This is a genomic window from Kitasatospora sp. NPDC058243 (genome assembly GCF_042882025.1).
Classification (GTDB): domain Bacteria; phylum Actinomycetota; class Actinomycetes; order Streptomycetales; family Streptomycetaceae; genus Kitasatospora.
The window spans coordinates 28449-42845 of the sequence record NZ_JBHVWW010000065.1 but is presented as its reverse complement, the minus strand read 5'-3'; the positions used below and the strand labels follow the sequence as shown (position 1 = coordinate 42845).

At 73.0% G+C, this 14397-nt stretch carries 12 protein-coding genes; 5 read left to right on the top strand and 7 right to left on the bottom strand.

The window, feature by feature from the left end:
- The first annotated feature begins 61 nt into the window (after positions 1–61).
- The 4 genes from ACFVX9_RS31590 (at position 62) to ACFVX9_RS31575 (ending at position 3005) form a co-directional block, all read left to right on the top strand.
- The gene (locus tag ACFVX9_RS31590) at positions 62–1030 is read left to right on the top strand and encodes a DUF6528 family protein (protein WP_380380206.1); all 969 of its coding nucleotides are present in this window, start codon (positions 62–64) and stop codon (positions 1028–1030) included.
- A gap of 252 nt (positions 1031–1282) precedes the next feature.
- On the top strand, positions 1283–1618 hold the full coding sequence (locus tag ACFVX9_RS31585; protein WP_063346410.1) for a hypothetical protein: 336 nt from the start codon (positions 1283–1285) through the stop codon (positions 1616–1618).
- On the top strand, positions 1615–2205 hold the full coding sequence (locus tag ACFVX9_RS31580; protein WP_380380204.1) for an acyl-CoA thioesterase: 591 nt from the start codon (positions 1615–1617) through the stop codon (positions 2203–2205). The genes ACFVX9_RS31585 and ACFVX9_RS31580 overlap by 4 nt, the downstream gene beginning before the upstream one ends.
- A 323-nt stretch (positions 2206–2528) precedes the next feature.
- On the top strand, positions 2529–3005 hold the full coding sequence (locus tag ACFVX9_RS31575; protein ID WP_380380203.1) for a DUF2267 domain-containing protein: 477 nt from the start codon (positions 2529–2531) through the stop codon (positions 3003–3005).
- On the opposite strand, the gene manA is transcribed toward ACFVX9_RS31575, so the two are convergent.
- The 7 genes from manA to ACFVX9_RS31540 all read right to left on the bottom strand — a co-directional run bounded on the left by manA (position 2888) and on the right by ACFVX9_RS31540 (position 12934).
- Positions 2888–4147 carry a mannose-6-phosphate isomerase, class I gene (gene manA, locus ACFVX9_RS31570; RefSeq protein ID WP_380380201.1) on the bottom strand — a complete coding sequence of 420 codons (1260 nt, stop codon included), beginning with the start codon at positions 4145–4147 and terminating at the stop codon, positions 2888–2890. The genes ACFVX9_RS31575 and manA overlap by 118 nt on opposite strands.
- Before the next feature lie 24 nt (positions 4148–4171).
- Entirely contained in the window at positions 4172–5122 is a 951-nt protein-coding gene (locus ACFVX9_RS31565) for an ROK family protein (protein WP_380380199.1), read from the bottom strand.
- A gap of 175 nt (positions 5123–5297) precedes the next feature.
- Positions 5298–8339, bottom strand: coding sequence for an alpha-mannosidase (locus ACFVX9_RS31560; protein ID WP_380380197.1), 3042 nt, complete (start codon positions 8337–8339; stop codon positions 5298–5300).
- An 88-nt stretch (positions 8340–8427) separates the two neighbouring features.
- Positions 8428–9696 carry a glycosyl hydrolase gene (locus ACFVX9_RS31555; RefSeq protein WP_380339557.1) on the bottom strand — a complete coding sequence of 423 codons (1269 nt, stop codon included), beginning with the start codon at positions 9694–9696 and terminating at the stop codon, positions 8428–8430.
- A gap of 82 nt (positions 9697–9778) precedes the next feature.
- On the bottom strand, positions 9779–10669 hold the full coding sequence (locus ACFVX9_RS31550) for a carbohydrate ABC transporter permease (RefSeq protein WP_380380195.1): 891 nt from the start codon (positions 10667–10669) through the stop codon (positions 9779–9781).
- A gap of 5 nt (positions 10670–10674) precedes the next feature.
- Positions 10675–11547: a carbohydrate ABC transporter permease gene (locus ACFVX9_RS31545; protein WP_380380193.1), complete on the bottom strand. Its 873-nt coding sequence runs from the start codon at positions 11545–11547 to the stop codon at positions 10675–10677.
- A gap of 97 nt (positions 11548–11644) precedes the next feature.
- Entirely contained in the window at positions 11645–12934 is a 1290-nt protein-coding gene (locus ACFVX9_RS31540; protein ID WP_380380191.1) for an ABC transporter substrate-binding protein, read from the bottom strand.
- A 170-nt stretch (positions 12935–13104) separates the two neighbouring features.
- On the opposite strand from ACFVX9_RS31540, the gene ACFVX9_RS31535 reads away from it, so the two are divergent.
- The gene (locus ACFVX9_RS31535) at positions 13105–14181 is read left to right on the top strand and encodes a LacI family DNA-binding transcriptional regulator (RefSeq protein WP_380380189.1); all 1077 of its coding nucleotides are present in this window, start codon (positions 13105–13107) and stop codon (positions 14179–14181) included.
- Positions 14182–14397: the final 216 nt, after the last annotated feature.

The following is a 14397-nucleotide window of genomic DNA, read 5'->3' as shown; positions in this document are numbered from 1 at the left end:
CGCCACGGCCGTTCGGACGCTCCACCGTGCAAAGCGGCCCGGGAGCAAGCACGGTGGGGGCGTGCTGAGGAGAAGGCCGGCGGCCCTGTGCGCCCTGTGCGTCCTGCTGTTCTGCGTGCCGGCGACCGGCGCGCAGGCCAGGTCGCCCGGGTGGGCGGTCGTGGTGGTGGACCAGGAGTCCCGTAGCGTCCTGGTGCTGCAGAGCGCCGAGGAGCTGATGGCCTACCGGGGCCCGGGGCGGCTGCCGGTCGTGTGGGGCTGGAACGCCGACCGGGCGGCCGGGCTCGCGGACCTGGCGCCCGCGCGGAGCTGGACGAATCCGGACGAGGCGAAGAGCCGGGTCCGGCAGGGCCGGCGCTACCTGCTGACCACCGCCTCCGGCGGCCTGGCCGCCGTCGTGGACACCACCACCGGCGCGACGCGCTGGGCGGCGGACCTGGGCGGGGCGGCCAATCCGCACAGCATCGAGCTGCTGCCGGACGGCAACGTCGCGGTCGCGGCGAGCGGTGGCGGGTGGGTGCGGCTGTACGCGGCCTCGCAGGGGCCGCGTGCCACCGCCCACGCCGGCTACCCGCTCCCGGGCGCGCACGGCGTGCACTGGGACGGCCGGACGGGCCTGCTCTGGGTGCTCGGCGACGACGTGCTGACCGCGCTGCGGGTGGGTGGCACCCCGGCGGCGCCCACCCTGACCGCCGTCCGGTCGACGCCGCTGCCCGACCACGGCGGGCACGACCTCGCGCCGGTACTGGCCGAGCCGGGGCGGTTCTGGGTGAGCACGCTGACCGGCCTGTGGCGGTACGACCCGGCGGCCGACCGCTTCACCGCCGTGCGGCTGGACGACCCCGCAGCCGTCCGGGACGTGAAGAGCGTCGGGGACGAGCCCGGCACCGGACGGCTGCTGACCGTGGCCCCCGACCACAGCGGGCCGTGCTCCTGGTGCACCTCGGTGATCACCCTGCACCGGCCGGACGGTACGCGGACCCTGCGCGGGACGCACCTCTACAAGGCGAGGTGGTGGGGAGGCTGGTAGCAGATTTGCGACGCGCAGGTGCCGGTTTCGGGGTTCGGGTCGGCGATGCCACCCGTTCTGCCGACGGCATTCGGATGATGGGGCATATTGTGTACCCCGGCAAACTACTCCAATAGAAGTGAGTTTCCCGTCGCCGTCCGTAAACCATCCGTCCACCGTGTCGGCTGGGATAGCGTCGAAGGCGTCGGGGGGCCGACACCGATTCGGTGTATTCGAACACTAGCTACCGGGCCGTAATGGCCGGATTGAGTCATGGAGAAAAACGTGTCGAATTTGATGCCGGAAAACATGCCGGAGAAAATGCCGGACACCGTCGACGACCTGCAACTCGCGGCGGAATCGCTGGCCGCTTTCCCGGCCCGGGGCGCGGCCGGAGGCGCGGATGTCACCGAGCGTCTCGCGGCGGTCGCCGAACTCTGCCGGTCGGTTGACGCGGTGCTCGACAGCCTGGTCGTCCAGGTCGCCGCGGAAGCGGCCGAGGAGGGTTGGACGGCGGCCCGGATGGCGGCGGAACAGTCCGGTTACTACGCCAGGTTGCGCCGGGCACTGCTCCCCGCCGCGACCGGCGCCGGGCTGACGCAGCAGTGAGCGCGCTGCACCTGGGCGTGCACGTGCTGTCCTGCCCCACCCGGTGGAGCGATGTCGACGAGAACGGGCACATCAACAACGCCCGGCTGGTCGGCTACGTCCAGGAGGGGATTTACGACATGTTCTGCCACCACGAGACCGCCGTCCGGGACGCCCTGTTCCCGTCCGGATTCATTATCGCGCGACACGAGATCGATTTTCTGGAGCAGTTGTACCACCGGCCCGAGCCATTGTCGGTGCAGTTGACGGTTGAACGGATCGGGCGGAGTTCCACGCATATCGTGGTGGATGTCTGCCGTGACCCGCTCACCTTTATGCGGGCCAGGACCGTGGTGGTCGCGCGGGACCGTGAATCAGGCCGCTCGCGCAAACTCAGTTCGAACGAGCGGAGTTTTCTCGAGGCGTTTATGCCGGACGAGGTGCGGGCCCCCGCCGTGCCGGCTGTGCCCGCTGTGCCCGCTGTGCCCGCTGTGCCCACCGCACCGGCCGTGCCGGTCACGGCGCCGCCGCCGCAGCGCGTGGCGGTCCGCACGGGTGCCGCTCTGCCGCACCGCACCCGCAGACGGTGTCGGGCCTCGGCGGCCTGACACCCGGGCCCCTGGTGGCCCCGCGCCGGGCAGGGCGCGGGCCGGCGACGTGATCGACAACGGCGTCGATCCGTCCGGCCGGTCTCCCTGCCGCCGTGCCGCAGTACGCTGAGCAGCACGGGTACCGGCGAACCCCAGGCGGTCACGGACCGTGACGGCGCAGCCGGCCGGACCTCGCCGCCACCAGCCGTCCGCCACGGGCCGTCCGCCACCAGCCGTCCGCCGCATCGGGCCACGGATCGTCCGCGAGAGGGCCGGCGGCTCTCGGCCTCCGGCTTCCGGGCGGAGTGCAGCCGGTCCCCGCCGACCGGAAGGAGGACGCGATGACCATCTCCCCGGAGGACTTCCGCGCCCGCGTCGTCGACTGCGGGGAGTACCCGAGCGAGGCGGAGGCGGAGCACGCCATCCGGGTCGTGCTCGCGCTGCTCGGTGAGCACCTGGTCGGGGCCGAACGGGCCGAGCTCGCCGACGCGCTGCCCGAGGCGTACGCCCCGCTGCTGCGCGATGCCGGGCCCGCCGCCGAACCGCTGACCGCCGAGCGCTTCGTACGCGGCGTGGTCGGCTGGATCGACGGCGCGACCGAGGCGACCGGGCCGTGGGACATCGGGGCCGTGCTCGGCACCCTCGCCGACCTGGCCCCGGGGGAACTGGTCGACCGCGTGGTCGAGCAGCTCCCGGACGGCTACGACCTGCTGTTCGGCCACCCGGTGCCGGCCTGGGCCGGCGTGCCGGTGGTGGCCCGGAACAGCTCCGCACCCCGGCCGGTCAGCTCGACCGGTCCGGCGCCCGGCCGCAGGTAGACGGACGCGCCCCGGGGGAGGTCGAGGTCCGCGAAGCCGGGGGCGTGCAGTCGGGCGCGGCCCTCGGCGCACAGCAGGATCTGCGGGGTGGGTAGCTCGGCGCGGACGGCGGCCGGGCCGGGGCGCAGCCGGGAGAGTCGGAACTCCTCGGCGGGGGAGGGGAATTCGTCCTCGAACCGGTCTCCTGGGAGCGCCGTGAGGACCTGCGGTTCACCGGTGTGGAAGGACGTGACCGCCAGCAGGCCGTCGAGGTCGACGTGCTTGGGGGTGAGCCCGCAGCGCAGCACGTTGTCCGAGTTGGCCATCAACTCCACGCCCACGCCCCGGAGGTAGGCGTGCGGCACGCCGGCGTCCAGGTAGAGGGCCTGGCCCGCCGTGAGCCGGACGTGGTTGAGCAGCAGCGCGGCGACCAGACCCAGGTCGCCGGGGTACTGCGCGGCGGCGCGGGCGTAGCCGGCGCAGGCCTCGGCGAACGGGCCGCCCTCGGCCGCGAGCCGGTGCAACGCCCTGGTGATGTCGCGGAGTTGGGGGCCGGTGGGACGGTCCTCGGCCAGGACCCGGCGCAGCAGTGCGGGCAGGACCTCGGCGGCGGGGTGCGCGCGCAGGTCGTCCGCCCAGCGGGCGAGCAGCGGGACGGCGAGCGCGTCCAGCAGCCGGGCCGTCTCGGCGGCCGGGCGGAAGCCGCACAGTGCTTCGAAGTCCCCGAGGGCGCAGATGAGTTCGGGCTTGTGCCCGGGGTCCTTGAAGACCCGCTCGGGTGCGTCGAGCGGGACCCCGCGGGCCTCCTCGGCCGCGTACCCGGCCGCCGCCTGGGTCCGGGTCGGGTGGACCTGGAGGGAGAGCGCCCGGTCGGCGGCCAGCACTTTGAACAGGAACGGCAGCGCCGGGCCGAACCGCCCCACGGTGTCCGGCCCGAGCATGGCGTTCGGGTACCGCTGGATGAGTTCGTCCAGCGGCTGCGGCCCGCCGGCGCCGTCCGGAGCCAGCAGCTCGGAGGGAGCCGACGGGTGTGCGCCCATCCACAGTTCGGCCTGCGGGGCGCCGGTCGGCGCGGTGCCGGTCAGTGCGGGGATGGCGGTGGGCGAGCCCCACGCGTACGGGCGGACCGGGTTGTGGAGCAGGGCGAAGGGCGGGAGCGACATGGCGCGGCCTCCGAGGGGTTCGGGTCAGCGGCAGAGCGCGGCCGCGCCGATCAGCCCGGCATCGGTGCCGAGTTCGGCGCGGCGGACGTCGAGGCCGCGGATGTAGGACAGCGTGGCGTAGCGGTCGAGGTGGCGGGCGAGCGGTGCGAACAGGACGTCGCCGGCGGTGGCGACGCCGCCGCCGACCACCACCCGGTCGAGGTCGACCAGGGCCGCGGTGGCGGCGATCCCGGCGGCGAGGGCCTGAGCGGCGCGGTCGAAGGAGGCGAGCGCGACCGGGTCGCCCGCCTCGGCGTCGGCGGCGACGGCCCGGGCCGAGGGGTCCTCCCCGGCCGGGCGCCAGCCCTCGGCGAGGGCCCGGCGGGCGATCGCGGTGCCGCTGGCGAGGCCCTCCAGGCAGCCGCGCGAGCCGCACGGGCAGGGCTCGCCGTCCAGGTCGACGCTGATGTGGCCGAGGTGGCCGGCGTTGCCGCTGGGGCCGGGCCGGACGGCGCCGTCGAGCACCAGCCCGGCGCCGACCCCGGTCGACACCACCAGGCACAGCGCGTTGGCCGCGCCCCGGGCGGCGCCCTGCCAGTGCTCGGCGGCGGCCATCGCGACGCCGTCCCCGGCCAGGTGGACGGGCAGCCGCCGGGCGGCCACCGCCGGGTGCGAGGCGACCTCGGCGACCAGCGGGAAGTCGCGCCAGCCGGGGATGTTGACGGGGCTGACGGTGCCGGCGGCGAGGTCGACCGGGCCGGCGCTGCCGATCCCGACGGCCGTCACGGCGGTCCAGTCGGCGGTGCCGGCGAGCCGGCCCAGCACCTCGTGCACGACGGCGAGCACGGCCGCGCCCGGCTCCCGGGCCGGGGTGGGCAGTTGGAGCCGGTGCCGCAGCCGCCCGTGGCCGTCGACCAGCGCCCCGGCGATCTTGGTGCCGCCGATGTCCACGGCGGCGAACAGCGGGGTGGCGGCGGGCGGCGGGGTGAGGGTCATCGCGGCGGGCTCCAGGCGGGTTCGGGCGGGGGCGGCGCCCCGGCGGGCGGGCCGGGGCGCCGATCAGCGTAGTGCGGCATGCGGGGCGCGGCGGGCGGGGGTGCGGGGCCCCGAACGGCGGGGCCCTGAACGGCGGGGCCCCGAACGGCAGGGCCCCGCCGTCAGCCGGCCGTGCTCAGCCCGCCGCGCTCAGGCGCAGCGTGACCAGCTCGAACGGCCGCAGCGCCAGCCGCACCGCGCCGTCCTCCACGGCCACCTCGCCGCGGGTGCCGTCCCAGGGCCGCTCCAGCAGGTCGCAGGGGACGGCGCCGGCCAGCGGGTAGGAGGTGGTGAGCAGGCCACGGGCACGGCCGCCGCCGGCCTCGTAGACCCGGACGATCAGGTCGCCGCTGCGGTCGTCGGCGAGCTTGACCGCGCTGACCACCAGCGCGTCGTTGTCCAGCTGCACCAGCGGTGCGACCTGCTCGGCGCTGCCGGTGACGCGCCGCTCGGGCAGGCCGATCCGGTAGCCCTCGCGGACGGCGTCGCCGATCGCCGCGCCCGGGACGAGGGCGTGCCGGAAGCGGTGCAGGCCCTGGTCGGTCTTCGGGTCGGGGAAGCGGGGCGCGCGCAGCAGCGAGAAGCGGACGGTGGTGGTGGTGCCGCCGTCGGTGTCGCGCACGGCGCGGGTGACGTCGTGGCCGTAGGTGGAGGCGGTGACGAGGGCGACGCCCCAGCCGGGCTCGTCGAGGTGGACGAAGCGGTGGTTGCAGGCCTCGAACTTGGCGGCGTCCCAGCTGGTGTTGGTGTGGGTGGGCCGGTAGAGGTGGCCGAACTGGGTCTCGGCGGCGTACCGCTCGGTGTGCACGTCCAGCGGGAACGCGGCCTTGAGGAACTTCTCGGTCTCGTGCCAGTCGACCTCGGTGTCGATGTCGAGCCGCTGCTCGCCCGCCCGCAGGGTGAGCGTCTGGACGACGGTGGACGAGCCGAAGGAGCGCGCGACCCGGACCGCGGCCTGGTCGGGGGCGGAGAGCGCCGTCAGCGCGTCCACGGCGGTCAGGTCGGTGACGGTGTTGCGGTAGAACTGGTCGACGTCCCAGGCGTCCCACATGTTGGGGAAGTCCGGGTGCAGTTGGAGCAGGTTGGCCCGGGTGCCGGGGGCGACGCTCTCCCGGCCGCTCGCCACCTCGACCACCGACGCCACCAGGCCGTCGGCGTCCACGACCACGTCCAGCAGCCCGTTGCGCAGCAGGAAGCCGCCCTCGGGCCGCTCGACGACCTCGCAGGCGCCCGCGCCGAACACGGCCGGGGCGGCCCCGCCGGCCGGGACGGCCGAGCGCGGGTGCGGCGCCGAGTTGAACACCAGCTCGCGCCCGCCGGCGGTGTCCCCGGCGAGGGCCTGCTGGGCGCCGTCGATCAGCGAGTCCAGCTCCGCGGCCAGCGCCGCGTACGTCGCCTCGGCCTCGCGGTGCACCCAGGCGATGGAGGAGCCGGGCAGGATGTCGTGGAACTGGTGCAGCAGGACGGTCTTCCAGATCCGGTCCAGCTGCTCGTACGGGTAGGCCGCGCCGGTGCGCAACGACGCAGTGGCGCACCAGAGTTCGGCCTCGCGCAGCAGGTTCTCGCTGCGCCGGTTGCCCTGCTTGGTCTTCGCCTGGCTGGTCAGGGTGGCCCGGTGCAGCTCCAGGTAGAGCTCGCCGACCCAGACCGGCGGGTTCGGGTACTCGGCCTCGGCCTTGGCGAAGAACTCGGCGGGCTTCTCCCAGCGGACGGTGGCCGAGCCCTCCAGGTCCTTCATCCGGCCCGCCTTGGCGACCATCTCGCGGGTGGTGCCGCCGCCGCCGTCGCCCCAGCCGGTCGGGGCGAGCGAGTGCCGGGCCACTCCCTTGTCCTTGAAGTTCCTTGCCGCGTGGGCGATCTCGCTGCCCTTCATGGAGCAGTTGTAGGTGTCCACGGGCGGGAAGTGGGTGAAGATCCTCGTTCCGTCGATGCCCTCCCAGAGGAAGGTGTGGTGCGGGAACTTGTTGATCTGGCTCCACGAGATCTTCTGCGTCAGCAGCCACTTGGAGCCCGCGTTGCGGATGATCTGGGGCAGGCCGCCGGTGAAGCCGAAGGTGTCGGGCAGCCACGCCTCGTGGTTCTCCACCCCGAACTCGTCCAGGAAGAACCGCTTGCCGTGCACGAACTGCCGGGCCATCGCCTCCGAGCTGGGCATGTTGGTGTCGGACTCGACCCACATGCCGCCGGCCGGGACGAACCGGCCCTCCGCCACGGCCTTCTGCACCCGGGCGTACACCTCGGGGCGGTGCTCCTTGATCCAGGCGAACTGCTGCGCCTGGGACATGGTGTAGAGGAAGTCCGGCTCGTCCTCCAGCAGCGCGGTCATGTTGGCGGTGGTGCGCGCCACCTTGCGGACGGTCTCGCGCAGCGGCCAGAGCCAGGCCGAGTCGATGTGCGCGTGGCCGATCGCACTGATCCGGTGCGCGGACGGCACGGCGGGCGCGGCCAGCACCCCGGCGAGCTCCGAACGGGCGGCGGCCGCCGTGCCGTTGACGTCCTGGAGGTCGATCGCGTCGAGCGCCCGCTCGACCGCGCGCAGGACGTCCCAGCGGCGGGCGCCGTCCACCGGCAGCTCGGCCATCAGCTCGCCGAGCACCTCCAGGTCGATCACCAGCTGCCAGACCGTCTCGTCGAAGACGGCGAGGTCCATCCGGGTCAGCTTGTACTGCGGCTGGTCGCCGGCGGTGTCCTTGTCGCCCAACTCGGTGGGCAGGAAGGGGTGGTAGTCCAGGATGACCGGGTTGGAGGCCGCCTCGACGTGCAGCAGGACCTGCTCGCCGCCGGCCGCGGGGGCGGCGATGCGCACCCACTGGTTCTGCGGGTTGAGGCCCTTCACCGGGGTGCCGTCCGGGCGGTAGACCAGGCCCTCGCACTGGAAGCCGGGCATGTTGGCGTCGAAGCCGAGGTCGATCAGCGCCTCGACCGTCCGCCCGGCCCAGGCCTGCGGCACGGTGCCGGTCACGGTGATCCAACTGGTGCCCCACGGCGCGCCCCAGGCGTCGCCGACCGCGATCGGGGTGCGCGGCGCGGCCAGGCCCTCGGCGACCGGGACGGGCTCGCCGGGTGCCGTCCAGATGCCGACCTCCAGCGGGACGGACTCGGGGTAGACGGCCGGGCGGATGCGCTCGTCCAGGACGCGCTTGAGGCGGGACTCGACCAGCGTGCGGTCATCGTGCATGTCAGCGGGCTCCGTTGCGTGACTGAGGGGCGTGACTGAGGGGCGTGAGTGAGGATCGTGGCTGAGGGGTAACGGCTGGGGCGAAGGGTTACAGGGACCGTACGTCGTCCGGGTGGACCACCTCGGTGATCCCGCGCGCGGCCAGGTGGGCCTGGTCCTCGGCGTGCTCGGCGAGGACGGTGGTCGGGCGGGCGCCCGCCTCGGCGAGGCGCATGAACGCCTCGTAGACGGCGCCGCCGGGCCCGCAGACCGAGCGCTTGGGCGCGGTCACCTCGTCCCCGGTGGCCACCACCACGGCGGTGGTGCGCGGCGCGGGCGGCTGCCAGGAGCGGCGCGCCTCGGCGGCGGCCTCGGCCAGCCGGGCGCCGGCCGGCTTGACCGCGCGGTCGGTGGTGAGCAGGCCGAGGCTGTACTCCAGCTCGGGGAAGTCGGCCAGCGAGCGGTCCACGTCGTGCGAGCACCACCAGGTGACGCCCCACACGTCCGGGCAGTCGAGCACGGCCTCGACGGTGGCACCGGTGAACCGGGCGGCGTCCTCGGCGGTGATGTGCGGGGCGGGGGCGCCGACCTCCTGGAGCCAGACCGGGCGGGCCGGGTCGTCCGCCCAGGCCTTGGAGAGCTCGACCAGGTAGGCGGCGTGCTGCGCGGTGGCGGTGGAGTGGGCGCCGTAGCGCTGGGCGGTGCCGTTGAACACCCAGGAGTGCACGGCGGTGGCGGCGCCGATCCGGGCCGAGTGCCAGGGGGTGAACGGGTGTTCGTCCAGGTACCAGGCGGCGTCGTAGGAGGCGTGCAGGTGCATCCGGCCGGGCGCGCCCTGTTCGCAGGCGTCGAGCATCCGGCGCAGCCAGGCGTCGGCCTGTCCGGGGGTGATCCGGTCGGGGTCGGGGTGCGGTTCGCCGGAGAACTGGTTGATCTCGTTGCCGAGCGTCATGCCGAGGAAGTTGGGCCGCTCGTGCAGCGCCTCGGCGAGGGTGCGCAGGTAGGCGGCCTGGCCGTCGAGGACCTCGGGGTCGGTGAAGATGTTGCGCCGGTGCCAGGTCTGGGTCCAGGAGGGCAGGAAGTCGAAGCTCGACAGGTGGCCCTGGAGGCCGTCCACCGCGACGTCCAGGCCGCGTTCGCCGGCCGCGTCCACCAGGGCCGCCAACTGCTCGACGGCGCGCGGGCGGATCAGGGTGCGGTTGGGCTGGAACAGCGGCCAGAGCGGGAAGACCCGGACGTGGTCCAGGCCGAGTGCGGCGATCGAGTCGAAGTCGGCGCGGACGGCGTCGAGGTCGAAGTCGAGCCAGTGGTGGAACCAGCCGGCGCTGGGTGTGTAGTTGACGCCGAAGCGGGGGCGCTGCGGTGCGGGGGTGCTCATGGGCGGGTGATTCCTCAACGGGTTTGGGGCGAGCGGGCGGTGGGGTCAGGAGTCGTCGGACACGTCCTCGGTCGGACCGGGCCTAACCCTTGACGGCTCCCTCCTCGACGCCCTTGAAGAAGAAGCGCTGGCAGACGCCGAACACCACGACGATCGGCAGGAAGGCGATCATGGTGCCGGCCGCGATCAGCCGCGGGTTCGCGGAGAAGGTGCCGTTGAGGTACTGGAGTCCGACGGTGAGGGTGTACTTCTGCGGGTCGTTGAGCACGATCAGTGGCCAGAGGAAGTCGTCCCAGGCGCCGATGAAGGTGAAGATGACGATCACGCTGAGCATGCCGCGCACGTTGGGCAGGCTGATGTGCCAGAGCCGCTGCCACACGGTGGCGCCGTCGACCAGGGCGGCCTGGTCGAGTTCGAGCGGGACGGCGGCGAAGGCGGTGCGCATCAGCAGCACGTTGAGCATGGCGATCGCGCCGGGCAGGGCGACGCCGGTCAGGCTGTCGGCCAGACCGAGGCCGCGCACCAGCACGTACTGGGAGACGATGGTGACCTCGCCGGGGAGCACCAGGGTGGCGAGGAAGAGGCCGAGGACGAGCTTGGCGCCGCGGAAGCGCAGCCGGGCGAGCGCGTAGCCGGCCAGGGTGCAGCCGACCACGTTGCCGGTGATGCAGATGGCGGCGACGATCAGCGAGTTGAGGGCGTAGGTCCAGACCGGGATGGTCTCGGCGACCTTGCCGTAGTTGCCGAAGGTCAGCTGTTCGGGGATGAAGCTCGGGGTGCTGGTGTAGACGTCCTCGTTGGGGCCCTTGAGGGAGGTGGAGAGCTGCCACAGGAACGGCCCGACCACCAGCAGCAGGACGAGCACCAGGAGCAGGTAGCGGCCGGCGGTCTGGGCGGGGGAGGGGGTGTTGAAACCCCGGGATCCCTGGGCGTCTTGAGCGCGGCGGGCGGCCTTCGAACGGGGGGAGGTCACGGGGTTCAGGCCGCCTTCCGGTTCAGGCGCATCAGCAGCAGCATCGGGCCGAGGGTGATGACGAACAGCATCAGGCTGAGCGCGGAGGCGTAGCCGAGGTGTCCGTTGAAGCCGCGGCTGTACATCTGGATCAGCATCACCACCGACATGTCCCGCCCGCCCGGGCCGCCCTGGCCGTGGGAGAGCACGTACAGCTCGGAGAAGACGCGCAGCGCGCTGACCGAGATGAGGACGGAGACCAGCATCATGGTCGGCCGCACCCCGGGCAGGGTGACGTGCCAGAACCGGCGGATCGGGCTGGCGCCGTCGACGGCCGCCGCCTCGTGCAGTTCGCGCGGGACGTTGGCGAGGGCGGACAGGTAGATGACCATGTAGTAGCCGAAGCCCTTCCAGACGGTCAGGGCGATCGCGCTGAACAGCAGCAGCCAGCGGTCGGTGAGGAAGGCGACCGGGGAGTCGGTCATCCCGGACTGCTGGAGCAGGCCGTTGACCAGGCCGCGGTCGTCCAGCACCCAGCCCCAGATCAGCGCCACCACGACGGCGGAGGCGATGACCGGGGTGTAGAAGGCGGTGCGGAAGAAGGTGATGCCGGGGACCTTGCGCTGGACGAGCAGGGCGAGCAGCAGCGGCAGGATGGTCAGCAGGGGCAGGCAGACCAGCATGAAGACGATGCTGTTGAGCAGGGCGTCGGCGAGCTGTTCGTCGTCGAGCAGGCGCCCGTAGTTCTCCAGGCCGGTGAACTGCCCGCCGCCCAGGGGCTTGGCGTTGGTGAAGGACAGGATCACCGTGTTGAAGGCCGGCCAGAGGTTGAAGACGGCCAGCCAGAGTATCGCGGGCCCGGCGAGCAGCCAGGGGGTGAACCAACGCCGGTGGGTCATGCCGTTGCCTTCCTGGGGGTGGTGCGGGTCATTCCCGGGTGCGGCGGGCGGGGGTGGCCCGCCCCTCGACCGGTACGGTCGGGGTGGCGGTCGGCCGTCAGCCCTTGAGCAGCTTGTTGCACTGCTCGACGGCGGAGTCCAGCGCCTGCTTGGAGCTCGCGTCGCCGCTGATGGCCAGCGCGATCTGCTGGTTGATGATGGTGCTCATGGCGTCGTCGACCTGGACGGGCTGGATCAGCTTGGCCTTGGCGAGCGAGTCGAAGGCGACCACCTTGGCGTCGCCGGCGTTGGTGCCGTCGCTCTTGCTGAAGAACGGGTCGTTCGCGGAGGCCTTGGTGGACGGGAAGACGCTGGTCAGGTGGGAGAACGCGGCCTGGTTCTCGGGGCTGGTGACCCAGCGGGCGAGGGCGACGGCGGCGGCAGGGTTCTTGGTGTTCTTCGGGATGGTCAGGCCCTGTACGTACAGTGGCGGGATGCCCATGGTGGGGGAGGAGAGCATCTTCGGGGCCATCGTCGGGTTGTCGGTGGCGAGGCTGGTGATGAAGTTGCCGCCGCCGGTGGTCCAGGCCGCCGTGCCCGCGTTGAAGAGCTTGGAGTTGCCGACGTAGGTGTTGGTCAGCACGTCCTTGGGCAGCAGGCCCTCCTTGAAGGCGTCGCGGTACTTGTCGAGCAGCGCGGCGGCCTCGGGGGTGTTGAAGGTGAAGGACTTGCCGTCGTCGGACATGAGCTTCACGCCGGCGTTGTAGAGGTCGCCGAGGCCCGGCTTGCGGCTCATCAGGTAGGTCTGGCCGCCGGACTTCTCCTTCATCGCCCGGGACTGGGCGATCAGGTCGTCCAGGCTGGCGGGGAGCTTCTTCGGGTCCAGTCCGTTCTTCGTCAGGAGTTCCGAATTCCAGTAGTTCACATCGGTGTTGAGGTACCACGGGTAGCCGAAGGTGCCGTTCAGGCCGGTGTAGCGGTAGGCCTCGACGCCGCCTGCGACGTACTCGTCGGCGAGCTTGGGGTCGGCCTTGAGGACGTCCAGCAGGAGGTCCTTCTTGGCCAGCGGGAAGGCGAAGTCCGGCGGGAGGTTGACCACGTCGGGCAGGCCGCCGGACGCGGCCTGGCTGAGGACCTTGTCGGAGTAGCCCTCGCCGGGCTGGTCGAGCCACTCGACCTCGACGCCGGGGTACTTCTTCTTGAAGCCGTCGAGGACGCCTTGGACGTAGTCGGTGAACTTCGGCTTGAGCGCCCAGGTCTGGATCGAGACCTTGCCCTTGACCTCGCCGGTGGCGGCCGCACTCGCCACGCTGTCGCTGTTCTTGCTTTCGCTGGAGCCGAGTCCGCAGCCGGTGAGTGCGGCCGCGGTGAACGCCGTCGTGGTCAGTGCCGCCCAGATTCTTCGCATGAGGGTCTCCCGGTCCTGGGGGTGGGTGGGGGATCGTGCCGAGCTCGGGGGGTGGTTTTGGGTCACGGGGGTGGTGCCGAGTTCCAGAACCTGTATTACTAAACCGGTCTAGCTATGCCAGGGACTATGCTCCCGCCTAAACTTGGATGTCAAGAGAGGAGTCGGGTTCTGTGGCCAGACCGACGATCGCCGACATCGCGCGCCAGGCCGGTGTCTCCAAGGGCGCGGTGTCCTTCGCGCTCAACGGCCGCCCCGGCGTGAGCGAGGCGACCAGGGCCCGGATCCTGCGGGTCGCCGAGGAGATGAACTGGCGCCCGCACAGCGCCGCGCGGGCCCTCGGCGGAGCCAGGGCCGACGCCGTCGGGTTGGTGATCGCCCGCCCGGCCCGCACCATCGGCGTCGAGCCGTTCTTCAGCCAACTGCTGTCCGGCCTCCAGGCGGTGCTCTCGGCCAGCTCCGTCGCGCTGCACCTGATGGTGGTCGAGGACACCGCCGCCGAGATCGAGGTCTACCGGCGCTGGGCCTCCGAGCACCGGGTCGACGGCTTCATCGTCGTCGACCTCCAGGTCCGCGACCCGCGGCTGCCGGTGCTGGACGAACTCGGCCTGCCCGCCGTCATCCTGGGCGGGCCCGGCAAGGGCGGCGGCCCGCTGCGGATCTGGGCCGACGACCGGGAGGCGATGCTCTCCATCGTCGACTACCTGGCCGCCATCGGGCACCGCCGGATCGCCCACCTCGCCGGGCTGCCGCACTTCCAGCACACCCAGCGGCGGATCCGCGCGCTGCGCGACGCCTCCCGCCGGCTCGGGCTGGAGGAGGCCGTGTCGGTGCCCACCGACTTCAGCGACGCCGAGGGCGCCGCCGCCACCCGCACCCTGCTCTCCCGGCCCCGGCGGCCCACCGCGATCGTCTACGACAGCGACGTGATGGCCGTCGCCGGGCTCGGCGTGGCCGGCGAGATGGGCGTCGCGGTGCCCGCCGAACTGTCCATCGTCTCCTTCGACGACTCGGTGCTGGCCCGGATCGTCCACCCGCCGCTGACCGCGCTCAGCCGGGACACCTTCGCGCTCGGCGAGCAGGTCGCCCGCAGCCTGCTGGCGGCCCTCGACGAGACCGGCTCCGGGCGCGACCTGCAGATGCCCACGCCGCGGCTGACCGTGCGCGAGTCCACCTCGCCGCCGGGGGCCGAGCCACCCGACGGGGTGGTTGCTGCGCGAGTCGTTGACAGCGCTCCTGAACCGGTTTAGGTTCGCTGCGCCGAGCGGCCTCCGCCCGGCGCGCACCCAGGCGTGCACCTAGACCCGCACCCTCCGCAGGCCCGCTCCCCCCGCGGGCCCGGCGCGGGGTTGGTGTTCCCCCCCCCCCCCCCCCCCCCCCTCCCCCCCCCCCCCCCCCCCCCCCCCCCCCCCCCCCCCCCCCCCCCCCCCCCCCCCCCCCCCCCCCCCCCCCCCCCCCCCCCCCGT

Coding starts and splice junctions, on each gene's coding strand:
- ACFVX9_RS31585 (WP_063346410.1), top strand. CDS start 1,283: ATGGAGAAAAACGTGTCGAATTTGATGCCGGAAAACATGCCGGAGAAA.
- ACFVX9_RS31575 (WP_380380203.1), top strand. CDS start 2,529: ATGACCATCTCCCCGGAGGACTTCCGCGCCCGCGTCGTCGACTGCGGG.
- manA (WP_380380201.1), bottom strand. CDS start 4,147: ATGTCGCTCCCGCCCTTCGCCCTGCTCCACAACCCGGTCCGCCCGTAC.
- ACFVX9_RS31565 (WP_380380199.1), bottom strand. CDS start 5,122: ATGACCCTCACCCCGCCGCCCGCCGCCACCCCGCTGTTCGCCGCCGTG.
- ACFVX9_RS31560 (WP_380380197.1), bottom strand. CDS start 8,339: ATGCACGATGACCGCACGCTGGTCGAGTCCCGCCTCAAGCGCGTCCTG.
- ACFVX9_RS31555 (WP_380339557.1), bottom strand. CDS start 9,696: ATGAGCACCCCCGCACCGCAGCGCCCCCGCTTCGGCGTCAACTACACA.
- ACFVX9_RS31545 (WP_380380193.1), bottom strand. CDS start 11,547: ATGACCCACCGGCGTTGGTTCACCCCCTGGCTGCTCGCCGGGCCCGCG.
- ACFVX9_RS31540 (WP_380380191.1), bottom strand. CDS start 12,934: ATGCGAAGAATCTGGGCGGCACTGACCACGACGGCGTTCACCGCGGCC.